This is a genomic window from Janthinobacterium sp. PAMC25594 (assembly GCF_019443505.1).
Taxonomy (GTDB): Bacteria; Pseudomonadota; Gammaproteobacteria; order Burkholderiales; family Burkholderiaceae_D; genus Janthinobacterium.
Map to the genome: position 1 here is coordinate 2,440,005 of NZ_CP080377.1, position 24,751 is coordinate 2,464,755.

The 24,751-nt window shown below is 63.8% G+C and carries 18 protein-coding genes; 2 read left to right on the forward strand and 16 right to left on the reverse strand.

Annotated elements, in window-relative coordinates:
• Window positions 1-14 precede the first annotated feature (14 nt).
• The 5 genes from KY494_RS10980 to KY494_RS11000 all read right to left on the reverse strand — a co-directional run bounded on the left by KY494_RS10980 (window position 15) and on the right by KY494_RS11000 (window position 8,821).
• Window positions 15-4,235 (reverse strand): two-component regulator propeller domain-containing protein, encoded by a 4,221-nt coding sequence (locus tag KY494_RS10980; protein WP_258194797.1) that lies wholly within the window; start codon window positions 4,233-4,235, stop codon window positions 15-17.
• A gap of 54 nt (window positions 4,236-4,289) precedes the next feature.
• Window positions 4,290-5,459, reverse strand: coding sequence for a patatin-like phospholipase family protein (locus KY494_RS10985; protein WP_219890954.1), 1,170 nt, complete (start codon window positions 5,457-5,459; stop codon window positions 4,290-4,292).
• A gap of 40 nt (window positions 5,460-5,499) precedes the next feature.
• A complete protein-coding gene (ggt, locus tag KY494_RS10990) occupies window positions 5,500-7,275 on the reverse strand; it encodes a gamma-glutamyltransferase (protein ID WP_219890955.1) in 1,776 nt (591 codons plus the stop codon).
• A gap of 198 nt (window positions 7,276-7,473) precedes the next feature.
• Window positions 7,474-8,232 carry a 3-hydroxyacyl-CoA dehydrogenase gene (locus KY494_RS10995; RefSeq protein WP_219890956.1) on the reverse strand — a complete coding sequence of 253 codons (759 nt, stop codon included), beginning with the start codon at window positions 8,230-8,232 and terminating at the stop codon, window positions 7,474-7,476.
• A 160-nt stretch (window positions 8,233-8,392) separates the two neighbouring features.
• Window positions 8,393-8,821, reverse strand: coding sequence for a hypothetical protein (locus KY494_RS11000; protein WP_258194798.1), 429 nt, complete (start codon window positions 8,819-8,821; stop codon window positions 8,393-8,395).
• Window positions 8,822-9,067: 246 nt separating this feature from the next.
• On the opposite strand from KY494_RS11000, the gene KY494_RS11005 reads away from it, so the two are divergent.
• A complete protein-coding gene (locus KY494_RS11005; protein ID WP_219890957.1) occupies window positions 9,068-11,125 on the forward strand; it encodes a TonB-dependent receptor domain-containing protein in 2,058 nt (685 codons plus the stop codon).
• Window positions 11,126-11,129: 4 nt separating this feature from the next.
• On the opposite strand, the gene KY494_RS11010 is transcribed toward KY494_RS11005, so the two are convergent.
• The 9 genes from KY494_RS11010 to KY494_RS11050 all read right to left on the reverse strand — a co-directional run bounded on the left by KY494_RS11010 (window position 11,130) and on the right by KY494_RS11050 (window position 18,371).
• The gene (locus KY494_RS11010; RefSeq protein ID WP_375143471.1) at window positions 11,130-11,486 is read right to left on the reverse strand and encodes a glycine zipper family protein; all 357 of its coding nucleotides are present in this window, start codon (window positions 11,484-11,486) and stop codon (window positions 11,130-11,132) included.
• Between the two features lie 91 nt (window positions 11,487-11,577).
• Window positions 11,578-11,895, reverse strand: a complete 318-nt coding sequence (locus KY494_RS11015; RefSeq protein WP_258194799.1) for a hypothetical protein — start codon at window positions 11,893-11,895, stop codon at window positions 11,578-11,580.
• A 152-nt stretch (window positions 11,896-12,047) separates the two neighbouring features.
• Window positions 12,048-14,171 (reverse strand): sodium-translocating pyrophosphatase, encoded by a 2,124-nt coding sequence (locus KY494_RS11020; protein ID WP_219890958.1) that lies wholly within the window; start codon window positions 14,169-14,171, stop codon window positions 12,048-12,050.
• 194 nt (window positions 14,172-14,365) lie between these two features.
• Entirely contained in the window at window positions 14,366-15,022 is a 657-nt protein-coding gene (gene adk, locus KY494_RS11025; RefSeq protein WP_071078917.1) for an adenylate kinase, read from the reverse strand.
• Between the two features lie 245 nt (window positions 15,023-15,267).
• Window positions 15,268-16,023 (reverse strand): 3-deoxy-manno-octulosonate cytidylyltransferase, encoded by a 756-nt coding sequence (kdsB, locus tag KY494_RS11030; RefSeq protein WP_219890959.1) that lies wholly within the window; start codon window positions 16,021-16,023, stop codon window positions 15,268-15,270.
• 2 nt (window positions 16,024-16,025) lie between these two features.
• On the reverse strand, window positions 16,026-16,202 hold the full coding sequence (locus KY494_RS11035; protein ID WP_010395789.1) for a Trm112 family protein: 177 nt from the start codon (window positions 16,200-16,202) through the stop codon (window positions 16,026-16,028).
• Window positions 16,183-17,238 (reverse strand): tetraacyldisaccharide 4'-kinase, encoded by a 1,056-nt coding sequence (gene lpxK / locus KY494_RS11040; RefSeq protein ID WP_219890960.1) that lies wholly within the window; start codon window positions 17,236-17,238, stop codon window positions 16,183-16,185. The genes KY494_RS11035 and lpxK overlap by 20 nt, the downstream gene beginning before the upstream one ends.
• A 93-nt stretch (window positions 17,239-17,331) precedes the next feature.
• Entirely contained in the window at window positions 17,332-17,772 is a 441-nt protein-coding gene (locus KY494_RS11045; protein WP_219890961.1) for a biopolymer transporter ExbD, read from the reverse strand.
• Window positions 17,769-18,371: a MotA/TolQ/ExbB proton channel family protein gene (locus KY494_RS11050; protein ID WP_219133334.1), complete on the reverse strand. Its 603-nt coding sequence runs from the start codon at window positions 18,369-18,371 to the stop codon at window positions 17,769-17,771. The genes KY494_RS11045 and KY494_RS11050 overlap by 4 nt, the downstream gene beginning before the upstream one ends.
• A gap of 1,317 nt (window positions 18,372-19,688) precedes the next feature.
• On the opposite strand from KY494_RS11050, the gene xseA reads away from it, so the two are divergent.
• On the forward strand, window positions 19,689-21,050 hold the full coding sequence (gene xseA, locus KY494_RS11055) for an exodeoxyribonuclease VII large subunit (protein ID WP_219890962.1): 1,362 nt from the start codon (window positions 19,689-19,691) through the stop codon (window positions 21,048-21,050).
• 89 nt (window positions 21,051-21,139) lie between these two features.
• Here the strand turns inward: xseA and KY494_RS11060 are convergent, their stop codons facing one another.
• Both KY494_RS11060 and KY494_RS11065 read right to left on the reverse strand, forming a co-directional pair.
• Window positions 21,140-23,590, reverse strand: a complete 2,451-nt coding sequence (locus KY494_RS11060; RefSeq protein WP_219890963.1) for a TonB-dependent receptor — start codon at window positions 23,588-23,590, stop codon at window positions 21,140-21,142.
• Between the two features lie 86 nt (window positions 23,591-23,676).
• Entirely contained in the window at window positions 23,677-24,750 is a 1,074-nt protein-coding gene (locus tag KY494_RS11065) for an ABC transporter ATP-binding protein (RefSeq protein ID WP_219890964.1), read from the reverse strand.
• Window position 24,751: the final 1 nt, after the last annotated feature.

Here is a 24,751-nt window from a genome sequence, read left to right on the forward strand (position 1 = left end):
CGGCATTGCCTATTTTACATTTCCTTGCCCGAAACGGCTATTTGCGCCAACAGTGCGCGCAATTGCGGCAAATGCAGGGCCACCTGCGTCCAGCGCCCGCCGTCCGCCGCCTCTTCCATTTCCGTGCACAGCATGTGCAGCTGCGTTTCGTCGAGATAGGCGGCGCTGCCCTTCAAACCGTGCAGCAGGCGCCCGGCGTTGTCCCTGTCCTGCGCCTCCAGGGCGGCGTCGAGTTCGCGCAGACGCCCCTCCAGGTCGGCGACGAAGGCGACGCGGATGCGCCGTTGCAGTTCACCGCTGCGGATGGACTGGGAGGGTGCCGCGACGGGGGCCGCCGGCGCGATACCGAACAGGGCATCGAGTTCGGCCTGACCCCGCGCGCTGGCGCGCGGCACGTTCGACGGCATGCGCGGCAACATGAAGCCGCGCTGCAGCTGGCGCTCGATGGCGCGCGCCAGCAAGGCATGCAGCGCCGCCTCGTCCACGGGTTTGCTGAGGAAATCATCCATGCCGACGCCCAGATAGCGGCTGCGGTCTTCATCGCTGGCATTCGCCGTCAGGGCCACGATCATCAATTCCTGGTCGCGCACGGGCTGGTCCGGCCAGCCGCCCACGCGGATCAAACGCGTCGCCGTGGCGCCATCCATCTCCGGCATGCGCCCGTCCATCAGGATCAGGTCATAGCGCGTATGCACGCAGGCCGCCACCGCCAGCACGCCATTGACGACCACATCGACCCTGTGCCCCAGTTCTTCGAGCATGACGCGGATGATGATCTGGTTGGTGGGGAAGTCTTCCGCGCACAGCACGCGCAACTGGTGGCTGTGCGGCGCCAGCGCCACCTGCGGCACCAGCGGCGGCGCCACGCCATCGGCCAGCGGCAAGGTGAAGGCAAAGGTGCTGCCCTGCCCCGGCGTGCTGGCCACCTCGATCTCGCCCTGCATCAGTTCAACCAGCTGGCGGCAGATCGCCAGGCCCAGCCCCGTGCCGCCGTAGCGCCGCGTGGTGCTGGCGTCGGCCTGCTCGAACTTCTGGAACAGGCGCGCCATCGCGTCCGCATCGATGCCGATGCCGCTGTCGCTGACCGTAAAGCGGATCAGGTTGACACAGCGTCCGCCGCTGCCGCTGGCCACGCCGGCCCGCTCGACGCAGACGCTGACGCCGCCGCGCTGGGTGAACTTGAAGGCATTGCCGACCAGGTTGACCAGCACCTGGCGCAAACGGGTCGGGTCGCCCACCACGAAGGGCGGCAGGTCGGGCGCAAAATCGATGGCAAAGCCGATGCTGCGCGCGGCCGCCTGCTCCTCGAACAGGCTGACGACCGTTTCGATCGCCGCACCGAGCGCGAAGTCGATGTTTTCGATACTCAGCTTGCCCGCCTCGATCTTGGAAAAATCGAGCAAGTCATTGATGATCACCAGCAGCGACTGGGCATTGGCCTGGCCGCGCAATATCTGCTCGCGCGTGGCGTCATGCAACTGCTCGTCGCGCAGGGCAAAGCCCAGCATGCCGATCACGCCGGCCAGTGGCGTGCGCATCTCGTGGCTCATGTTGGCCAAGAATTCCGACTTCTGGCGCGTCGCATCCTCGGCCTTGCGCTTGGCCAGGCGCAGGCTTTCCTCGTTTTTCGTCAGGCTGCTGTTGACTTGCGCCAGCTTTTCCGACTGGGCCAGCACTTCGACTTCCTTGCTCTGCAACTCGGCCGTGCGTTCGCCGACCAGTTTTTCCAGCTCGTTCTGCTGGCGCCGCAGCGCGCGCACGCGCTGCCGGTAAGCGCCATACATGGCGCCCAGCAGCAGCGCCGCCATCAGGGTGCGGAACCACCAGGTTTTCCAGAACGGCGGCAGGATCGTGATGGCCAGCGTGGCGCCGCTCTCGTTCCACACACCGTCCTTGTTGGCAGCCTTGACGCGAAACACATAATTGCCCGCATCGAGGTTGGTGTAGGTGGCAAAACGCCGCCCCGCATCCGTCATGACCCAGTCCTGGTCGAAGCCTTCAAGCCGGTAGGCGAACATATTGCGCTGGGGCGCGGCGAAATGCAGGGCCGCGAATTCCAGCGAAAAGACGCTTTCGCGGCTGGTCAGCACCAGCTGGCGCGTATGGTCGATCGCCGTCCTGAGCACGTGCGCGAATTCGCCGCGGCCGATGGCCACCGGCTTGTTGAAGATCTGCAGTTCCGTGATGGCCACCAGCGGCGGCACGCGGTTGTCGTGGATATCCTGCGGCACGAACGCCGTCATGCCGTTAAAACCGCCAAAATACATGGTGCCATCGGCCGCGCGCAGGGCCGCGCCATCGAAGTACGAGCCTTCCACCGTGCCATCGGCGCTGTCGTAGTTGCGGAACAGGCCGCTGCGCATGTCGAGCCGCGTGATGCCGCTATTCGTGCTCAGCCACAGCTGCTCGTTATCGTCGCCGAGGATGCTGGCGACGGCATCGTCGGCCATGCCATCCTTGCGCAGGAAGCGCCGGAAGCGGATTTCGCCTTTCGCATCGACATCCATGCGGTTCAAGCCATTGGCCGTGCCCACCCACAGCACGCCGCGCTTGTCCTCGTGCAGGAAATGCACTTCGTCGTGACTGAGGCTATGCGGGTTTTGCGGATCGTGGCGAAAATGCCGGAAATGGCCGCTGGCGCGGTCCAGCAAATCGAGGCCGTGGAAAGAACCTATCCACAGCCGCCCCTTGCCGTCTTCCAGCACGGGTCGCACCATGTTGTCGGACAGACTGTGCGGGTCGGCCGGATCGTGGCGGTAGGTGGTAAAACGACGGCTGGCGGGGTCGAAACGGTGCACGCCGCCCCGCGTCGAGACCCACAGCATGCCGCTGCGGTCGCTCACGACATTGCGGATGGTGTCGCTGTTCGGGTCGCCGGCGGCAAAGCGCATGGTAAAAAAAAGCCCGAGTGCCGGATCGAAGCGGTGCAAGCCCGTCGAGCCGCCCACCCACAGCACGCCGTCCGGCGCCTTGTACAGGGTGGTGACCTGCTCGTCGCGCGACATGCCGGGCGAGCTGCGCAGGTCGAACAGGCGCGAGCTGCCGTCGCGCGTATCGTACAGTTTCAGGCCGCCCTTGGTGGCCAGCCACAGCTTGCCATTGCCCGCGTCGGCCACGGCGCGCACTTTCTTGTCCGCCAGCGCGCCCACATCGCCGGGCGCGCGCGCCATGCGAGAAAAGCCGCCGCTGCCCAGGTCGACCCGGCTCACGCCGTTGTACCAGGAGCCGACCCAGAAGGTGCCCGCGCGGTCGCGGTACAGCGACGACAGCTGGTTGTCGGCGACGCTGAATTTGTCGCCCGTCTGGTGCCGGTACTGCAGGAAGGTGTCGCTCTCGGGCAGCCAGCGGAACAGGCCATCGGCATTGCTGCCCAGCCAGACGGTGGCGTCGATATCCTGGTACAGGCTGGCCACGCGGATGGCGGAAAAGCCCTGTTTTTCATTCAGGCGCAGGCGTGACTGCGGCGCCTGACCGGCGCCTCCCAGGCGCCAGCGCTCGGCGCCGGCCATGGTGCCGATCCACAGATTCTGCTGGCGGTCCACCAGCAGCGACTGGATCACGTTATATTTTGAACCGGGCTCCGTGTCGACGGCGAAATGCTCGAAGCGGTCGCTGCCCGGCGCCAGCATGTCCAGGCCCGTGACGGTGCCTATCCACAGACGCTGTTGCGCGTCCAGCACCAGCGCCTTGATTTCATTGTCGCCCAGGCTGTGCGGGTTGCCTTCTTCATGGTGCCAGGTGCGGAAAGCGCCCGTGGCGGGGTCGAAATGCTGCAAGCCGTCCGAGGTGGCGATCCAGAAGCCGCGCGCGCCATCGTCAAGAATGGCGTGGATATGCCGGTTGCCGTTGCCGCGCTTGCTCTTTTCGGCTGGGACGTAGTGAATGAAGGTCTGGCTGGCGGCGTCGAACCGGTCCAGGCCGTTGTCGGTGCCCACCCACAGCTGGCCCTGGCTATCGACGTGCAGTTCGCCGACCCAGTTGTCGGCCAAGCTGGTCTTGTCGCCCTCGATATTCTTGTAGACGACCATGCGATAGCCGTCGTAGCGGCTCAGGCCAGACTGGCTGCCGAACCACATATAGCCCTGGCGGTCCTGGGCGATGGCCAGTACCGATTCCTGCGCCAGACCCTGGTCGACGCTGAGCTGGTCGAAACGCAGGGTGGGTGCGGGCGCCGCCGCGGCCGGGCCGCCCGGCAGCAGCAATACCACTTCGCAAACACGTCGAAATACCAGCACGATCGTCCTGTCAAAAAAAACGCGAAAACTCCCGCAACTGTTCCGGGGGCCGTCTCAAGAACCAAAAAACGCCAGTACATCGTCCTTGCGGGCCTGCGTATCGCGCTGTCCAAGACGGATCAGTTCGTTAGTATACGTCGATTCGAACAATAAATACGATGCCAGCGCCGCGCCGCGCGCTTCAGCCGCGCCGATGCCCGACAACATGGTGCGGATGGGACGCGGCAAACTGCCGATATGCCGGCTGGCGATGGCGTCGAGCCGTTCGGAGGGAGCAATGACCAGCAATTCCACGGGCCGCAAGGCCGTCTTGCCCAGCAACTCGGGCGGCAGCATCGACAAGGTGAGGTTGATGCGGTTCAGGCGTTCGATGTCGACGGCCAGGCCGTCGAGGAAGATCGACGACAGCGCGTGCCCGGCAATCTGCGCCAGGCTCGGGTAGCGCGCCGCTTCGGACGCGGCCGGTGCCGGTTCCGTCATGCGTCCCGCGCCCACCACCAGCACCTTGTTCGCCCCCAGGTGGATGGCCGGGGAAATGGGCGCCAGCTGGCGCATGGAACCGTCACCGCAGTATTCGCGCTGGCCACCGATATACAGGGGCACGGCGGGAAAAATAAAAGGGATGGCGGCCGAGGCAAGCAAGTGTTCCACGCCGATCTGGTCTTGCAAGGCCAGCCGCTGCGTGCGTACCCACGGCGCGATCTCGGCGGCCGTCTGGTAAAACGTCATGTGGCGGCTGCCCGAATACGACGACGCCGTCACGGCCAGCGCATGCAGCAGCCCATCGGCCAGCGCCGCGTCCAGGCGCGGCAGGTCGAGCATGCGGTGCAGCAGGCTGACCAGCGGGGTATTGTCGAGCAGGGAGTTGGGCGGCGAGGCATGCCACTGGCGCAGCAGCCAGCCAAACGACAGCAGCGACAGCCAGCGCGCGCCCGAACGGATCACGCCCAGCGAATCGGCCCGATACACTTGCTCGACCTCGATATGCTGCCACACGTCGAGCAGCTTTTGCACGCCTTCGCCGAAATTGTCGGCCCGGCAAGCCAGCGCCGTGGCGTTGATGGCCCCGGCCGAGGTGCCGCAGATGATGTCGAACGGGTTGCGCGCCGGCGCCCAGCCCGCTTCCCACAATATCGCCGAAATCGCCTGCAGCACGCCCACCTGGTAGGCGGCACGGGCGCCCCCTCCCGTGAGTATCAAGCCTGTTTTATTTTGCATTCCCATGCCGGCAGATTAGCAGGGTCTTGATGCTTTGTGGAAAAGATTAGTCACCTCTGACCATGCCTTCACGGCGTGGATCAGCCCCGCCAAACCAGAAATCCTTGCCATGCGCATTCAGGCGCATGATGCCCTGCAGGCCGGAATTCTGTTCGATGACGCGCACCTCATGGCCCATCGCTTGCAGCGCCTCGACTTGCGCGGCAGGCGCGCGGCCCTTTTCCAGCTCCGTCGGGCCATTGCGGCTGCCGAAGTTCGGCAGGCTGATCGCCTGCTGCACGTTCAAGCCCCAGTCCATGGTGCCGACGAGCACCTTGGCGACATAATTGATGATGGACGAGCCACCGGGCGAACCCGTCGCCAGCACCAGCTTGTGCGTGCCCTTCTCGAACACGAGGGTGGGCGACATGGCGCTGCGCGGACGCTTGCCCGCCTCGACGCGGTTGGCGATGGGACCATCCGCATCGCGCGAATCGAACGAGAAATCCGTCAGCTGGTTATTCAGCAAAAAGCCGTCGACCATCTGGCGCGAGCCGAACGCGTCTTCCACGCTGGTGGTCATCGACAGGCCGCCGCCAAAGGCGTCCACCGCCACCAGGTGCGACGTCGACGGGCGCTGCAGCGCGTTATCCATACCCCACGCCACCTGCATGCCGGGCGGCGTGCCGGGCAAGGCACGGCCCATGGATTTCTCGCCGATCAGCGACGCGCGCTGGGCCAGGTAGGTTTTATCGAGCATCGAGGCGATACCGTTGCCCGGCAGCGGCACGAAATCCGTGTCGGCCACGTAGCGGTTGCGGTCCGCGTAGGCCAGGCGCCCCGCTTCCGAAAACAAATGGATCGCCTGCGCATCGAGCACGCCGTCGACGGGCGCATATGGACGGATATCCTTCACTTCCAGGATGCCCAGCATCTGCGCGATGGCGATGCCGCCCGCCGATGGCGGCGGCATGCCGCACACGGTCCAGGCCTTGTAGTCGCTGCACACGGGCTCGCGCACCTTGGCCCGGTAGTTGGCGATGTCCTGCGCCGTCAGCTTGCCCGGATTGCTCGGATGCGACGCCACCTTGGCGGCGATGTCGCGCGCGATGCGGCCGCTGTAAAACGCGTCGGCTCCGCCGCGGGCGATCTCGCGCAGGGTGCGCGCCAGCTGCGGGTTTTTCAGCACATGGCCGACGGGCCAGGGCTTGCCTTCGCCATCATAGAAATACGCGGCGGCGACAGGGTCGCGCTTCAGGGCCTGGTCCCAGCTCAACAGGCCGTTGAGGCGCTGGCTGACGGGAAAGCCGCCGTGCGCCAGTTTGATGGCGGGGCCGAACAGGGTCGCCCACGGCAGCTTGCCGTGTTCCTTGTGCGCCAGTTCCAGCATGCGCAGCACGCCCGGTGCGCCCACGGAACGCCCGCCCACCACGCCCGTGGCGCGCGAGACGGGGCTGCCGTCGGCGTTCTGGAACAAGTGTTCATCGGCGGCGGCAGGCGCCGTTTCGCGCCCGTCGAACGCCTGCACGCCCTTGGCCGTGGAGTACAACAAAAAGGCGCCGCCGCCGATGCCCGACGATTGCGGTTCGACCAGGGTCAGCACCAGCTGCGTGGCGATGGCCGCGTCGATGGCGCTGCCGCCTTTTTTCAGCATCTGGTAGCCGGCATCGGCGGCCAGCGGATTGGCGGCGGCGACCATGAATTTCTGCGCCGCCCAGCCACTTTTTTCCGCATACGCGGTGGCGATTTCCGGCGCCTTTTGCGGCACTTCGGCAAATACGGGGCTGGCAGCCAGGGCTCCCAGCAAGGTCAGGCTCAGCGCCAGCGGCTTCAATGTGATCATGGATTCTCCGATAAAAAAAGGGCGCACAGCCGAGCAAGGCTGTACGCCCCATACGGGGGTATCCTACATCAAATGCCCATTAGGGCACTGCCTTCGTAAGAGTGCCTGGCGATGTCCAGGGCTAGGCGCATGGCCGAAGACAGTACGAATAGTACGGCGAGGCCGTGCAACAACGCCCTGGGCATTGTCCAGGCGCTCTTACTTTGGCTGCATGCGGATCGCGCCATCTAAACGTATCGTTTCGCCATTGAGCATGACGTTTTCCACGATGGCTTTCACCAGTTGCGCGTATTCGCCGGGCTTGCCCAGGCGCGATGGGAACGGCACCATCTTGCCCAGCGCATCCTGCACTTCGGCCGGCATGCCCAGCAGCATCGGCGTCTCGAAAATGCCGGGCGCCACCGTCATCACGCGGATGCCGTTGCGCGACAGGTCGCGCGCCATCGGCAGGGTCAGTCCCACCACGGCCGCCTTCGACGAAGCGTAGGCCGCCTGGCCGATCTGGCCATCGTAGGCTGCCACGGACGCCGTGTTGATGATGATGCCGCGCTCGCCTTCAGCCGTCGCATCCTGTTTCGCCATGGCATCGGCCGCCAGGCGGCACATATTGAAGGTACCCACCAGGTTGATGTTGACGACTTTCTGGAACAGCGCCAGCGGATGCGGGCCATCCTTGCCCACGGTCTTCACGGCCGGCGCCACGCCGGCGCAGTTGATCAGGCCGCGCAGAGTACCCAGCTTGCCTGCCGCCGCCACCACGGCCATGCCGTCTTCTTCCGACGTGACATCGCACTGCACGAACACGCCGTTCAGTTCAGCGGCCAGCGCCTGGCCCGCCTCCGTCTGCACATCGGCCAGCACGACCTTGCCGCCAGCGGCCGTCAGCATGCGCGCCGTGGCGGCGCCCAAACCCGATGCGCCGCCCGTGATGATGAATACATTGTCCTGAATCTGCATGAAATCTCCTGAGTGATAAGGGCCGTGTTCCCGGCGCCCGATGGTTGATGCACGATGCCATTATTACGCTATTACGTTTACGTAAACGTAATGTCGGCGACAATTGTAGCCATTTTTGAGCTCACCGAGCGAAAACTTGCAGCCGCAGCCAATGGCAAGGCTAAAAACACTGCATGAAAGCGCCGTTGCGGTGGCAGATGCGGCCGTTGGCATCGAGCGTGGCATTGCCCGCGCCGTTGTAACGCGCGCCGGACGCGTAACGGCAACCGCCCGTGTCGCAGGCACCGATGGGCTGCGGCGCGCGCGGCATCGGTATGGCCGGGCCGGGCGGCGGGGGTGCCATGGGCACGACGGGTGGCGCCGTGCGCTGCACGGGCATGCGGCCGATTACCTGCGCCACGGAACGGCGCGGCTGCACGGGCGGCGCCGGGCGGCAAGGTTCCACGGCCAGCTTGCCGCTGTCGTGCGGGTCGAGCTGGCACACGGGCAAGGACTCGGCCGGCGCCGCCGGCTCCTGCGCCCAGGCATGGCCGCCAGCGAACAGCAAGGCGCAGGCCAGCGCCGGTATGGTTTTTATCATCGTCTTCATGCCACCTCCCCAAGCATCGATCTTACCGCTTTCATTATTGGCACACACGGCGCCAGATGCCATGCACATGCTGCAACAGTGTTTTATTTCCTTTCAGTACTTTCCTTCTTGCCAGCATGGCATTACAATAAGAACGATTCTTATTCTCATTCACAGAATGGGAGCGCATTTTTTACTCTTTTCATTCATTTATACCCGAGCCACCCGGAAGGCAGCCAGGAAATAACAACATCCGGAAAGTTCACCATGACCCAGCGCAGTCCCGCCTTCGCAACCTTCTTAGCTCCCGTCGCCACTCCCGCCCGTGCCACCCTGCTCCTGCCCTGCCTGCTGTCGCTGGCCGTCAGCAGCGCCTGGGCCGAAGGCACTGTGGCCGCCGATCCCACCATGAACACGGTGGTCGTCACCGCATCGGGCACGGCCATCGACATCAAGGATGCGCCGGCCAGCATCAGCGTCATCACGCGCGAGGAAATCGAGCGCCAGCCCGTGTATGACCTGAACACCCTGCTGCGCCGCATCCCCGGCGTGACGGGCGGGACCGGCCCCGAAGGCGAGGCGTCGAAGATCAAGCTGCGCGGCTTGCCCGACAAGTACACTCTGATTCTGGTCGATGGCAAGCGCGTGGGCAGCTCGGGCGACACGGCTTACCGTCCCGACCTGGGCCGCCAGGACTTGAACTGGATCTCGCCCGACATGATCGAGCGCATCGAAGTGGTGCGTGGTCCCATGTCCTCGCTGTACGGCTCGGACGCCATGGGCGGCGTGATCAACATCATCACGCGCAAGGTGCCGGGCAAGTGGAACGGCTCGGCCACGGCCAACTACACGCAACCGCAGGACAGCGACCGCGGCACGGCGCACCAGCTGGGCTTGAACCTGGCCGGCCCCCTGTCGGACACGGTCGGCATGCGCCTGGGCGTGAGCCAGACGCGCCAGAATCCCGATGAAAAATCCTTCGACAAAGCGGGCGCCATGGGCGGCGAACGCAACCAGACTGTCTCGGGCCAGCTGACCTGGGCGCTGGACAAGAAACAGAACCTGTCGCTGGACGCCAGCTATGGCAGGCAGGAAGCCAGTACTTCGAGCGCGCATGATGCGGATGGCGAGCCGCTGGTCTACAGTTGGGGCGCCAGCAAGCTGATACGCAAGAGCGTCAGCCTCGGCTACGAAGGCCGCTGGGACTTCGGCAAGACCACGGTCAACCTGTATCACAACGACTTCGATAACGAAGTCGTCGACTCGGTAGCAAAATCCAAGGACAGCACGCTCGATGCCAGCCTGGAAAAACGGCTCGGCTGGGGCGGCATCGAACAGATGCTCGTGATGGGTGGCCAGTGGAAGCACCAGGAACTGACGAACACGAATACCATCGGCACCGTGCCCACCGATTACCTGGGTAACACCGTGAGCGGCGCGACCCTGTCGGGCACCACCTCGGCCCTGTTTGCGGAAGATCAATTGTTCCTGCGCGAAGACTTGACGGCCACGGCCGGCCTGCGCCTGGACCACCACAGCAAGTTCGGCAATCACTACAGCCCGCGCCTGTACCTGGTGTACCACCCCGCCCCCGCCTGGACCATCAAGGGCGGCGTCTCGCAAGGCTTCCGCGCCCCGAGCCTGAAGGAAAACTCGCCGGCGGCAGCCACCAACTCGGGCGGACGCGGTTGCGGCAGCCTGAAACCGCTGGGCTACGTCACCGGCTCCTGTTACATGGCCGGCAATGCGGACTTGAAACCGGAAACGAGCACGGCAGGCGAAATCGGCGTGGCGTGGGAACAGCATGGCTGGGACGTGGGCCTGACGTACTTCCACACGGATTTCAAGAACAAGATCGACTACGCGCCGCTGGGCTTTTACCAACAGCGCTGGTGGACCAAGATGACGAATATCCAGAAGGCGCGCACCAGCGGCCTGGAAGCGACGGCCACCATCCCGCTGACGAAAAACCTGAACTGGCGTAACAACGTCACCTACATGGCGGAAGCGAAAAACCTGACCACGGGCGCCAACCTGCTGTCCACGCCGAAACTGTCGTGGTACTCGGCGCTGGGCTGGCAAGTCAACGACCAGCTGTTCGGCGAAGTGTCGGCCCAGTACACGGGCAAGGAACTCGATGCCGGCAAGCTGGCCGACAAGGCCTACACCATCGTCGACACCGTCGTGTCGTACAAGGTCACGCCGCAATGGACCGTGCGCGGCGGCGTGCAAAACCTGTTCCAGAAGGGTCCGATGGCCGATGGCCTGGTCGACTACTACGTGCCGGGACGCCGCATGTTTGTCGGCCTGACCTCGCGCTTCTAATCGGCTAGTAACGGGGCGGCGGCGTATCGGGCGGCGGCGTGGCGGCGTTCGCTGGCACGCCGCTGAGCATCTGCCCGGCGACGGGCACCTTGTGGCCGCTCGCATACATGCATTGCTGATAAGAATCATCGTAGCTGCGCTGCATGCCATGCGAGGAACTCTCGGCCGCGCCCATGCCGGCCAGCTGCGCCTGCGCATAGCCACGGCAACTGCCGTCATCGACGCGGAATTGCTCGAGGCTCTTGCCCGTGCCGGGCAAGGCCATGGCCGACGGCCCTTCCGGCAGCACCGCGCAGGCGGCCAGCAACAGGGGCGCCAACAGGCCGGCACGCCCCATCCACACTCTCGTGTTCACGTTCATCTCCCCGTCAGCGCACGCTGGTCGGCAGCACGGCACGCCATGCCGTACTGCAATTTTTCACATAGGGATAGTAGCCCTGCGGTCTCGCGCATTAGTACCACATCTGCGCCGTCGGCTCGCCGCCCTGCTCGATGTAAACGGGAGGCACGACGGGCGGCGCCTGCACGACCACCGTGCGTCCATACGGATAAGGATAGCCATACCACCAGGGATATCCCACCCAGACGCCCACGTGCGAACGACCATGGAAGTGGCCGTGGCCGCCGTGAAAGCCGCCATGCCGGCCCGGCGCCGCCTGAGCCACTCCCGCCGTGACCGCCAATACCAAGAGCGCCGCCAGCGCGCCGCCCTTCCTGCTGATGCTGTCCATGACATCCTCCCGCCTTGCCTGCCCAACTGTGACGCTCATTCCATTATTGACAGCGGGCCGGCACAAGCAAAGGCGCCGTAACAATTGCTCACCTTTGATACGCCGGGGATATGGACAGCAGGAAAGTTTCATTTGACACAATGCAAACAGCCCCGCAGCGCGGGCCACGGGGCTGCAGGAACCGCACCCTCTTATTGCGCGGGCAAGCTTTGCACGGGTGTCGCCGGCGCCAGGATGGGCGGCGCGGGCGCGTGGATGGGCGCCGGTGCCTTGACCGCCAGCCAGCCCGTGGCCGGCAGCAGCGGCACCAGCAGCAGGGCCACGATATTGATGATCTTGATCAAGGGGTTCACTGCCGGACCGGCCGTATCCTTGTACGGGTCGCCCACCGTGTCACCCGTGACGGCCGCCTTGTGCGCGTCCGAACCCTTGCCGCCGAAGTGGCCATCCTCGATGTATTTCTTGGCATTGTCCCAGGCGCCGCCGCCCGTGGTCATGGAAATGGCCACGAACAGGCCCGTGACGATGGTGCCCATCAAGAGGCCACCGAGCGCCGCTGGCCCCAGCAGCATGCCCACGACAATGGGCACCACCACGGGCAGCAGGGACGGCACGATCATTTCGCGGATGGCCGACGCCGTCAGCATGTCGACGGCCTTGTCGTATTCGGGCCGCGCCGTGCCTTCCATGATGCCCTTGATGTCGCGGAACTGCCGCCGCACCTCGACCACCACGGCACCGGCCGCACGGCCTACCGCTTCCATCGCCATGGCGCCGAACAGATACGGTATCAGCCCCCCGATGAACAGGCCGACGATGACCATGGGGTTCGACAGGTCGAACGTAATGTGCTGGCCCACGGATTCGAGCGCATGCGTGTAGTCGGCAAACAGCACCAGCGCAGCCAGCCCGGCCGAACCGATGGCGTAGCCCTTGGTGACGGCCTTGGTGGTGTTGCCGACGGCATCCAAAGGGTCGGTGATGGCGCGCACGGAGTCGGGCAGGCCCGACATTTCCGCGATGCCGCCCGCGTTATCGGTGATGGGGCCATACGCATCGAGCGCGACGATGATGCCCGCCATCGACAGCATGGCCGTGGCGGCGATCGCAATGCCGTACAGACCGGCCAATTGATACGAGACGAGGATGGCGACGCAGACGGCCAGCACCGGATACGCGGTGGACTTCATCGACACGCCCAGGCCGGCGATGATATTCGTGCCGTGGCCCGTCGTCGACGCTTCGGCGATGTGGCGCACGGGCTTGAAATCCGTGCCCGTGTAGTACTCGGTGATGTACACCATCAGGCCCGTGAGCACGATGCCGACGACGGTGGCGCCCAGCATCTTGTAGCGCATGGCGTCGTCCGGCCACAGCAGCCACGTCACCACGGCAAAGCCCACCAGCGACAGCCCGGCCGCCCACCACAGGCCCGTGTACAGGGCCGACATGATCTTCGCGCCCGGCTTGGTTTTCACCATCGAGCAGCCGACGATGGACGCGAGGATGGAAACGGCGCCCAGCAGCAGCGGGTAGATGATGGCCGTGCTGCTCGCCTCTGCCATCAGCAGCGCACCCAGCAGCATGGTGGCGATCAGGGTCACAACATAGGTTTCGAACAGATCGGCCGCCATGCCGGCGCAGTCGCCCACGTTGTCGCCCACGTTGTCGGCGATGACGGCAGGATTGCGCGGGTCGTCCTCGGGGATGCCCGCCTCGACCTTGCCCACCAGGTCCGCGCCCACGTCGGCGCCCTTGGTGAAGATGCCGCCGCCCAGCCGCGCGAAGATGGAAATGAGCGAGGCGCCAAACGCCAGGCCGATCAGCGGTTTGATCAGGTCATGCTGGGTCAGGCCGGGCGCGCCCGTCGTCACCAACAGCCAGTAGAACAGGGTCACGCCCAGCAAGCCCAGGCCGACCACCAGCATGCCGGTGATCGCGCCGCCCTTGAAAGCGACGTTCAAGGCCTGGTTGATGCCCAGGGTGGCCGCCTGCGCCGTGCGCACATTGGCCCGCACCGAGACATTCATGCCGATGAAGCCGCAGGCGCCCGACAGCACGGCGCCGATCAAAAAGCCCAGCGCGGTGTGCAAGCCCAGCAACAGGTAGATGGCGATCAGCAGCACCACGCCGACGATGGCGATGGTGCGGTACTGGCGCGCCAGGTAGGCGGCCGCGCCCTGCTGGATGGCCAGGGCGATTTCCTGCATGCGCGCATTGCCGGGATCCTGGCGCAGGATCCAGCTACGCGACACCAAACCGTAAATGACTGCGACCACGCCGCAGGCTACCGCAAACCACAAACTGGCTGCCATATCGTCCCCTTCTGTTTTTATCCGACGTCATTGCCAACAGCTGCAGACCGCACCGGGTAGGCACGCGCAGCCAGGAAAACACGACCTGCAAAAAACCTGAACCACGAAAACGTTATGCATCCAGCCATGCTGGCAGTCTGCCTGAAAAGCGGGCAGAAAAAAAGCGGACACTCAGGTCCGCTTTTAAAAACTGCTTATTCCGCCAGGGCGGCAAAGGCGCTGTCGCGGATTTGCTCGACCGGACCGACGCCGGCGATGCGGCGGTATTTCGGCGCGCCCGGCAGGCCGGACTTGGCCCAGTCGTTGTAGTAACCGAGCAGGACCTTGGTCTGGTTGTGGTACACATCCAGGCGCTTCTTGACGGTTTCCGCCTTGTCGTCGTCGCGCTGGATCAGCGGTTCGCCCGTGATGTCATCGACGCCGTCGACCTTCGGTGGATTGAACTTGACGTGGTAGACACGGCCCGAACCCGGGTGGCTGCGGCGGCCGTCCATGCGCTCGATGATCGAAGCGTCAGGCACGTCGATTTCCAGCACGTAGTCGACATTGATGCCGGCATCTTTCATGGCGTCCGCTTGCGCGATGGTGCGCGGGAAGCCGTCGAACAGGTAGCCATTGGCGCAATCGGCTTCCTGCAGGCGGTTCTTGACCAGGCCGATCATGATGTCGTCCGACACGAGGCCGCCCGCATCCATGACTTTTTTCGCTGCCAGGCCCAGTTCCGTGCCTTCCTTGATCGCCGCGCGCAGCATGTCGCCCGTGGAGATTTGTGGAATGTTGTATTTTTCTTTGATGAAGTTAGCTTGGGTGCCCTTGCCGGCACCGGGTGCTCCTAAAAGTATCAGACGCATTGAAAGTTCCTAAAAAACAGATTTTGGATGGTGGTATGTGTAATTATTTTTTTTAGATGATGTTGCTATGGCTATCTTTCCCTACGAAACTTACCACAAAAAATCCCCGGAGCGCCAGTTTGCTATCGAATTGCCATGCCCTGATTGATCAAAGCCAGCAATTAGCGAGACGGACGTTTCAAAATGTGGTTTTTACTGCAGGCGCACAAATTATATTTGCACGCCTGCCGTTTTGCGGGTAATGCCTACAGGGCGCCGTAGTGGGACTGCACCCTGGCAAGATCTTCCGGCGTGTCGACGCCGGCGGCCGGCGCCGAGTCCGTGACGTGCACGGCGATGGCATAGCCATGCCACAGCACGCGCAACTGCTCCAGCGCCTCGATCGCCTCCAGCGGCGAAGCGGAGAGCGTGGGATACGTTTGCAAAAACGCATTGCTGTACGCATACAGGCCGATATGGCGCAGCGGCACGTAGCCGGCCGGCAAGCTGTCTTTCGACTGCGCGAAGCCATCGCGGTGCCACGGAATCGTGGCGCGCGAGAAATACAAGGCGCGGCCATTCTTGTCCAGCACCACCTTGACGACATTCGGGTTGAAGGCATCAAACACGTCATGCAGCGGATGCGCACACGTGGCCATGGGAACGGTACTGCTGATCTGTGCGGCGCAGGCGGCCAGCAGGGCCGGATCGATCAGCGGTTCGTCGCCCTGCAGGTTGACGACGACGGCGTCCGGCGGCAAAGCGAGCGTGCGCGCCACTTCAGCGATGCGGTCCGTGCCCGACGGATGGTCGCTGCGCGTCATGCACACTTCCACGCCATGCGCGGCGCAGGCGGCGCGGATGCTGTCATGGTCGGTGGCGACGATGACGCGCGCGGCGCCAGACAGGGCCGCCTGCTCGGCCACGCGCACCACCATGGGCTTGCCGCCCAGGTCGGCCAGCGGCTTGCCCGGCAGGCGCGTCGAGGCCAGACGGGCCGGGATGATGACGATGAACGCCATCGTTATTCCACTGCGTCTTGCAGGGTGCGCGCTTCGTCCGCCCACATGATGGGGATGCCATCGCGGATAGGATAGGCCAGGCGGTCGGCGCGGCAAATCAGTTCCTGCGCCTTCTTATCGTGTTCAAGCGGACCCTTGCAAACAGGGCAGACCAGGATATCAAGCAGTCGAGCGTCCACGACATTTCTCCACAATTTGTTGGGCCAGCGCGCTATCGATGCGCGCACTGACGGGGACGACCCACAGTCTCGGGTCATCTTTGAGATATTCAATTTGCGCACATTTTACTGCATCCTTCTCGGTGATCAAGATCACATCCGTGTCGAGTGCCGCAAATGGCTGGTCGAGAAAGTCGTGATGGTCGGGCAGCGGCAGCTCCGTGAAGTCCAATCCGGCCCCGCGCAGCATGGCAAAGAAACGCTGCGGATTGCCGATGCCGGCCGCCGCCACGATGCGCTGGCCGCTGGCCGCCAGGGTTTCAAGCGGCAGGCTTTCGCCGCGGTTCGCCATGCGTTCGGCCACGCCACCGGCCAGCAGCATCTGCACCACCAGAGAGCCCTGTGGCGCGACCGTGGCCACGAGATCCGGCGCCAGCGCGGGCGCATTGATCACCGTCACATCGCGCCGGCGGCGCGGCGATTCGCGCAAAGGTCCCGCCGGCAGCAGCCAGCCGTTGCCCGCGCCGCGGCCGTCGAACAGCACGATTTCCACGTCGCGCCGCAAGGCGTAATGCTGCAAGCCGTCGTCCGTGACCAGCACGTCGACGTCCGGATGCGCGGCCAGCAGCGCCCTGCCCGCTTGCGCGCGGTCGCGCCCCACCATCACGGGGCAGCCGCCGCGCTGGAAGATCAGCAGCGGCTCGTCGCCCACCTGCCGCGGCGTGGAAGCAGTGGTGACGGCGCGCGGCAGGCGGTCGGCGCTGCCATGGCCGCGCGAAATGACGCCCGGGCGCATGCCCGCGTCGCGCAAGGCTTGCACCAGCCAGATCGTCAGCGGCGTCTTGCCCGTGCCGCCGATAAAAATGTTGCCGACGACGACGACGGGCACGGGCAGGCGCGTCGATGTCAACACGCCGGCGCGGTACAGCCCGCGCCGCACGGCGCTCAGGGCGCCGAACAGCAGCGAGACGGGCCACAGCGCGCACGCCAGCGGGCCGCGCGTCAGCCAGGCGCGGGTGAGAGTGGTTTCAAGCTTGGCGGGGGAGGATGTGGGCATGGGTGTCAAGTAAAATTGGAACCCAAAATCGACACCTGGGGTCGGACCCTGAGGGTCCGACCCCGGCACTTCGGTTGGGGTTGGGGGTTGGCCTTACTTGCCACCGGCTTGCGCCGCAAACGTCAGCTTTTCATAGCCGGCCAGGCGCGCCGCTTCCATCACGTGGACGACCATCTGGTGCATGGCGAACTGGTCGGCGTTGACCACCACCACGGGCGTCTGCGCGGGCGCCTTGCCGCCGTTGGCCGCCTTGGCCGCGTTTTGCAGGGCATCGGCCAGGCCGGCCACGTCGCGGAACGAGATGGGTTCGCGGTTGACCGTGTAGTTACCCTTGGCATCGATGGTGACGTCGATCTGCTGCGGCTTGTCCTTGGCTTGCTCGGCGTCGGCCGTCGGCAAGGTGATCTGCAGCTCCGTAAATTTGCTGTAGGTGGTGCTGACCATCAGGAAGATCAGGATCACCAGCAATACGTCGATGAACGGGATCAGGTTGATTTCGGGGTCTTCACGCCCCTTGCCTTTGCGGAAGTTCATTGGCGGCCACTGTGGACGATATCGACGAACTTGACCGCTTGCTGCTCCATGTCAATAACGAAGCTGTCGACGAGGGCGCGGAAATGGCGGTAGAAGATCAGGGCCGGCATGGCGATGGCCAGGCCAAACGCTGTGTTATACAAGGCGACGGAAATACCGTGCGACAGCGCCGAGTTCGACGCGGTGGCGCCGGGCGAAGCAAAAATCTCGATCATGCCGATCACCGTGCCGAACAGGCCCATCAACGGCGCCAGGGTGGCGATGGTGCCCAGGGTCGTCAGAAAACGTTCCAGCGTGTGGGCCACGCCGCTGCCCGCCTCTTCGATCGATTCCTTCATCACCTCGCGCGGCGCGTCGACGTTGCGCAGGGCGGCGGCCAGCACCACGCCCAGCGGCGAATTGTCTTCCAGCTTGGCCACCGTGTCCGGCGTAATTTTGCCGCTGCGATACACCTGTACCACTTCATCGAACAGCTTGCGGGGCAGGATCTTGGCGCGTCGCAAATACAGCAGGCGCTCGACGATCAGGGCCAGGGCGACGATGGAAGCGATCAACAACAGCCAGATGGGCCAGCCGGCGGCTTGAAATATAGCGAGCAAAAGAAACTCCTGGTAAAGGGAAGGCGGTGAATTATCCGAACAGCCTGTATTGTACCGAGCGCCGAAGACCGATGGTACGTCCGCGCAGGAATGGCGCAATGTAGCGCGTTGCCGCGCCGGCGGCAAGTGGCGCTTGCATGCGTACTTGTCCACACCGCGCGGCGAGCGCACAGTTTTGCACACTTTGTGTGGATAAGATTGTGAGCAAGCATGAAGTCCAGAATGCAAGTCATTGATTTACATGACAATTATCATGCTGCGCAAAATACAGGCATAGCAGCTTATCGACAGTAGTCAATATCAATAAATTAATAGTTACAGAGTTCTGCACATTTACTGTGGACAAGATTGTGCGCAAAGCCGAGGAATTCAATTAAGCCATTGATTTTAAAGGTTATTAAGTCAATGCGCAAAAAAGTGGCAGGCAGAGCTAAACAAGTGGCATTGCAAGCGTCAAAGTTCTGCACACAATCTGTGGACAAGATTGTGCGCAAGCGCAAGAATAGACGCCAAGTACCTTGATTTATATCGTTTTTATTTCCCTGCATAAAAAAATAGCAGGGCGTGAAAAACAGAGGTTTTCATGCCAAAAACCATCGTCAAACAATACTTTTCCACCGAGAATGCAGTTCCACACATAAAGTGTGGATAAGATTGTGAGCAAGCCGATTGACTCCATGCAAGACCCTTGATTTAAAAGGAGTTTTTTTCAATGCTTAAAAATAAGGCAGCGATGCTGCCTGTGCATGCAGTGGAAAACCCGGACAAACCACGAAACGGTTTATGCAGTTTTGCACACATTCTGTGGATAAGATTGTGAGCAAGGCGTACACCTGGATGCTACACCCTTGATTTATATGGTTATTTTTATGCTGCGCAAAATTCAGGCAAGCCATGCCATGGCCGTTTCAGTGGATCATTCTCGCGCCGGCTCCGAGTTCTGCACATTTTTTGTGGATAAGATTGTGCGCAAGGCCATGCATGCGATACTAAGCGCTTGATTCCTATGTACTTTATTTCCGTGCGCAAAAATGTGGCAAGGCATTTTCCTTTGCCGAAAGGGGCCTGTCCGGCAACAATTGTCCAAGGCAAAAAGTTCCGCACACTTTCTGTGGATAACTTTGTGCGTAAGTGGCAGGGGCTGCACTGATGTGCTTGATATTAAAGGTTTTTTTCCCTGTGCACGCAAATCAGGCATACGGGAATTCTGCATGAAATCAAATACTTAGAAATAGAACTTGTTGTTTTGCGCGATATATGACATAAGCATGACCTCGCCGATAATATGTGGACAGCTTGCTTCTTCCCCCCTGCCTGATGATGAACGACTCCCCGACTGACAGCGGCTTTGCCGCCCCGCCCGTGCTGACCGTCAGCGCACTGAACCAGGCCGTCGCGCGCCTGCTCGAACGCTCGTTTCCCCTGACCTGGATCGCCGGCGAGATTTCCAACTTCACGCGCGCCGCCTCCGGCCACTGGTACTTCACCCTCAAGGATGACGGCGCCCAGGTGCGCGCCGTGATGTTCCGCGGCCGTGCCCAGTTTGCCGGCTTCACGCCGCGCGAAGGCGACAAGGTCGAGGTGCGCGCCCTCGTCACCCTGTACGGCGCGCGCGGCGATTACCAGATCAATGTGGAAGCCATCCGCCGCGCCGGCGTGGGCGCCCTGTATGAAGCGTTCCAGCGCCTGAAAGAAAAACTGGCGGCGCAGGGCCTGTTCGACCAGGAACGCAAGCGCGCCATTCCCATGTTCGCGCGCAGCATCGGCATCGTCACCAGCCCGCAGGCGGCCGCCCTGCGCGACGTCCTGATCGCGCTCAAGCGCCGCGCCCCGCACGTCCACATCATCCTGTATCCGACGCCCGTGCAGGGCCAGCAAGCTCCGGAAAAAATCGCGCATGCCATCCACACGGCATCCACAAGGGCCGAGTGCGACGTGCTGCTGGTGTGCCGTGGCGGCGGCAGCATCGAGGATTTATGGTCATTCAACGATGAAGGCGTGGCGCACGCGATCGCCGACTGCTCCATGCCCGTGATCAGCGGCGTGGGCCACGAAACGGATTTCACCATCGCCGACTTCGCGGCCGACCTGCGCGCGGCCACGCCGACGGCGGCGGCCGAACTGGCGGCCACGCCGCGCGCCGACTGGCTGGCCTCCCTGCGCGCCGACGCGACCGACCTGCGCCGCGCCATGCGCCGCCGCCTCGACGATGCGGCGCAGACGCTGGACCGCCACAGCCGCCGCCTGCTCAACCCGAAGGCGCAGCTGCAACAGCAGCGCTTGCAGCTGCTGGCCCTGTCCACGGCCATGACGCATGCGGCGCGCGCGCCCGTCAGCCAGTCGCAGTACGCGCTGGAACGCCTGCGCAACCGCTGGGCGGCCTTGCGGCCCGACGTCACGGCGCCGCGCGCCCGCCTGGTGGAAATGCAGCGGCGCGGCGGCGCGGCCATGGCGCAGCTGGTGACGCAGCGGCGCCACCGCCTCGACGGCCTGGCGGCGCAGCTGGAGTTACTGAATCCGCAGCGCACCCTGGAACGCGGCTACGCGATTTTGCGTGACGAAAAGGGAAACATCGTGCGCTCGCCGGCGCAGCTGCAGGCGCGCCAGAACGTCAACGTGCGCCTGGCCGAAGGCAGCGCGCAGATCGGCATCGCCAGCGTGCAGGCGACTCTGGAATAAGCGCTGGAATAAAAAAGGCCGGGGAAGCTCCCCCGGCCCAACACCTTCCCCTACTGAGTGGACTGCAACTACTCTTTCACACTACGCCATCAAAACTTCATCGACACGCGCGCGCCCACCGTGCGCGGCGCGTTGTAGAAGGCGCCGTAGATCTGCTGCGTGGGCTGGCATGGCATGCCCACGTCCGTGCAGATTTCATTGACGTCCAGCTTGACCGCCTTGTCCGTGGCGTTCTGCACGAACGCTTCCACCGTGTACGCCTTGTTGGCCGGCTGGAAGCGCAGGCTCAGGTCCAGGGTCGTGTAGGCTTCCTGGCGCTTGACGCCCGCGTGGCCCGGCACGTCGCCGTTGAACGCGCCCGCGCCCACATACGACATGGTTTCGTAGTGCACCGAGGCGCGCGGCGTGAGCTGGCCGCCGCCGACACTGAAATCATGCTCGTACTGGACGGTCGTGGAAAACTTCGGCGCATGCTTCATGGTGCTGCCGCCCACGTTCACCAGAGGCGCCGTCGAGCCGCAGGACTGGCCATTCGCGCGCGCCGCATCGACGTCGCACGACATGAAATCATCGTACACGGCTTTGAGCCAGGTGGCGTTGCCAGTCAGGCGGTCGACCTTCGTTGGCCGCCACACCCATTCCGCTTCCAGGCCCTTGACGGTGGCGCCGGCCGCGTTGAAGTTGGCCAGCACGCTGTTGACCACCTGCGATTCGAGCTTGTCCTTGTACTTCATCAGGAAGGCATCGAGGTTCAGCGTCAGTTCGCGGTTCAGCAAGTCCGACTTGAAGCCGATTTCATAGCTGGTCAGCTTTTCCGGCTTGGTGGTGGCGCCGCCGTCGCCGATGGCCGGCGAATGGAAGCCCGTCGTCACGGAACCGAACAGCAAAATGTCGGGGCGCAGCTTGTACTCGATGCGGCCCAGCCAGGTGGCCTGGCCGTATTTCAGGTCGGCCGTATTGTCGCCCGGCGTATTGCCGCAGGCGGCGGCCGTGATGGCACCGCCTGGTCCGATATTGTGCGTATTGGCCAGGCCCGTGCCCGGCGTGACCAACTGGCGCAGCTGGTCGGCAGTGAGGACCGTGGTGCCCAGCGGCGTGTTCGCGGGCCAGTTCGGGCAGGCCCAGTTCTGGCCGCCGATATCGAATTTATGGTCCTGCGTGTAGCGCGCGCCGGCCGTCAGCTTGATTTGATCGGTGACTTGCTGGCTGACCTGGCCGAACACGGCCTTTGATTTGAGCTGGCGGTCGCCCTGGATGAAGGACATGGCCGAGGCATACTGGCCCACGGTGGGCTGCACGAAGATCACGGCGCCGTTGGCGATATCCTGCTGCACGGCCGCCTGCGAAATCTGGCTGCGGTCGATATCGAAGCGCACCTTGTTCTTTTCATTGAAGAGGAACAGGCCGGCCACCCACTGGAACGGCGCATCGTCGTCCGAACGGGCCTGCAGCTCGTGCGAATAGCTGTCGAACTGCGCCCAGTCGGTGCGGTTTTCCGACTTGAAGCCGGGGAACAGGCCCGCATCGGCATCGTTGCTGTTCTGGCGCTTGTAGCGGCTCCAGCTGCCCAGGTAAGTGAAGTCCAGCGCCTCCGTCGGCTTGTAATTGAGCTTGCCCTTGTAGGTCAAAATCGACTGGTCCAGCGTGCCCGGCGTGTCGATCAGGGCCGAGCGCAGCTTCTCGCCCGGCTTCGGTTCGGCCGCCAGGTAGACGTTGCCCGCGCCCTGGTCGAGGAAGTAATCGGCGATGAAGGTGCCGCGCAGTTGCGGCGTGAACTTCCACAGCAGCGAGGCGCGCACGCCCATCTGGTCGCCGGCGCCATACTTGGCCGTGCCCGGCATGACGTTCGAGCCGCGGCGAAAATCCACCGTGCCGTCATGGCTATCCTTGATGGCGGCGATGCGCAGCGCCACATCGTCGGAGAACGGGATATTGAGCATGCCCTGCGTCTGCAAATGGCGGTAGTCGCCCACCGTGATGCCGGCCGAGCCCATGAACTTGGCCGTGCTCGGCGCGGCCGAGACGAGGTTGACGGCGCCCGCCGTCGAATTGCGGCCATTCAGCGTGCCTTGCGGACCACGCGCCACCTCGACGTGACTCAAGTCATACATCAGCGCCGTGGCGCCCTGGGGACGCGGCGAATACACGCCGTCGACATAGAAGGCGACGGCCGGGTCGCCCAGCTCCGTGTGATTGGCCGAGCCGACGCCGCGCATGTAGACGTGCACGCCGCCCGAATCGCCATGCTGCTCGACGACAAGGCTGGGCACCATGGTGGCCAGCGAGGCCAGATCTTTCACTTGATTGTTTTGCAGGGTGTCCTGGTTGAAGGCGGTGACGGCCAGCGGCGTCTCCTGCACGAAGGTGTTGCGGCGCGTGGCCGTGACGACGATGCGGTCCATCTGCTCGGCGGCCGGTTTTGCCGCGTCAGTGGCTGCTGTGTCCTGTGCCAGCGCGGCGCCGCTGCCCAGCAAGATGAACTGGGCGAAGGTCGCATGCGCCAGGCTGAGGGCGATGGTGTTGCGTTTGAGCTGCTGCATTGTTGTTGTCTCCTGTACCGCTGGTTGAATGATGATCACATAGCTCTTTGGCTATTGCTGCACATTTTTTGGGTGTCAATCTGAAGTCATGTCGCCTCCGTGCGGGGTCTATGGGTAGCCACGGCGCGCCCGGCCGTGTCGAATAAAAAGGCATGGCCCTCTTCAGGTGCGAAGCCGATGGCGCTGCCCTGCGCCAGCGCATGGCGCACCTCGCCGTGCAGCTTGATGGCCACCGCGTGCGGGCCGCCGTCGATGCGACCATCGAGCGTCGCGTGAATGATCTGCGCATCGCCCAGCTGCTCGATCAGGGTGACCGTGGCGCCATAGCCCTCGCTGTGCGGCACCAGGCGCAGGTGCTCCGGGCGTATGCCGACCAGCATGCCCGCCGCGCCGCCGAGCTGGCCAGCCAGGGCCGGGACGGCGGCGCACGGCAAAAAGTTCATGCGCAGCGCGCCGATGAAGCCGGCCACGAACTGGCTGGCCGGATGGCGGTACAGGGCCAAAGGCGCGCCCACCTGCTCCAGGTGGCCGCCGTGGAAGACGGCGACCCGGTCGCCGAGGGTCATGGCTTCGACCTGGTCGTGGGTGACGTAAATCATGGTGGTGCCCAGTTCCTGGTGCAGCTTGGCCAGCTCGATGCGCGTCTGCACGCGCAGCGAGGCGTCGAGGTTGGACAGCGGCTCGTCAAACAAAAACACCTTGGGCTGGCGCACGATGGAGCGGCCGATGGCCACGCGCTGGCGCTCGCCGCCCGACAAGGCCTTGGGTTTGCGGTCGAGCAGGTGCGTGATCTGCAAAATCTCCGCCACCTTGCCGACGGCGGCGCGCACTTCGGCTTCTGGTTTACCCGCCAATTTGAGGGCAAAGCCCATGTTGTCGCGCGCCGTCATGTGCGGATACAGGGCGTAGCTCTGGAAGACCATGGCGATGCCCCGTTCGGCCGGCGCCACGTCGTTGGCCAGCAGGTCGCCGATGCGCAGCTGGCCCGCGCTGATGTCTTCCAGTCCCGCGATCATGCGCAGCAGGGTCGACTTGCCGCAGCCGGACGGTCCCACGAAGACCATGAATTCGCCGTCATGGATATCGAGGTCCAGGCCCTTGACGATTTCCGGGCCGTCGCCGTAGGTCTTGCGGATGCCGCGCAGGGAAATGGCGGCCATC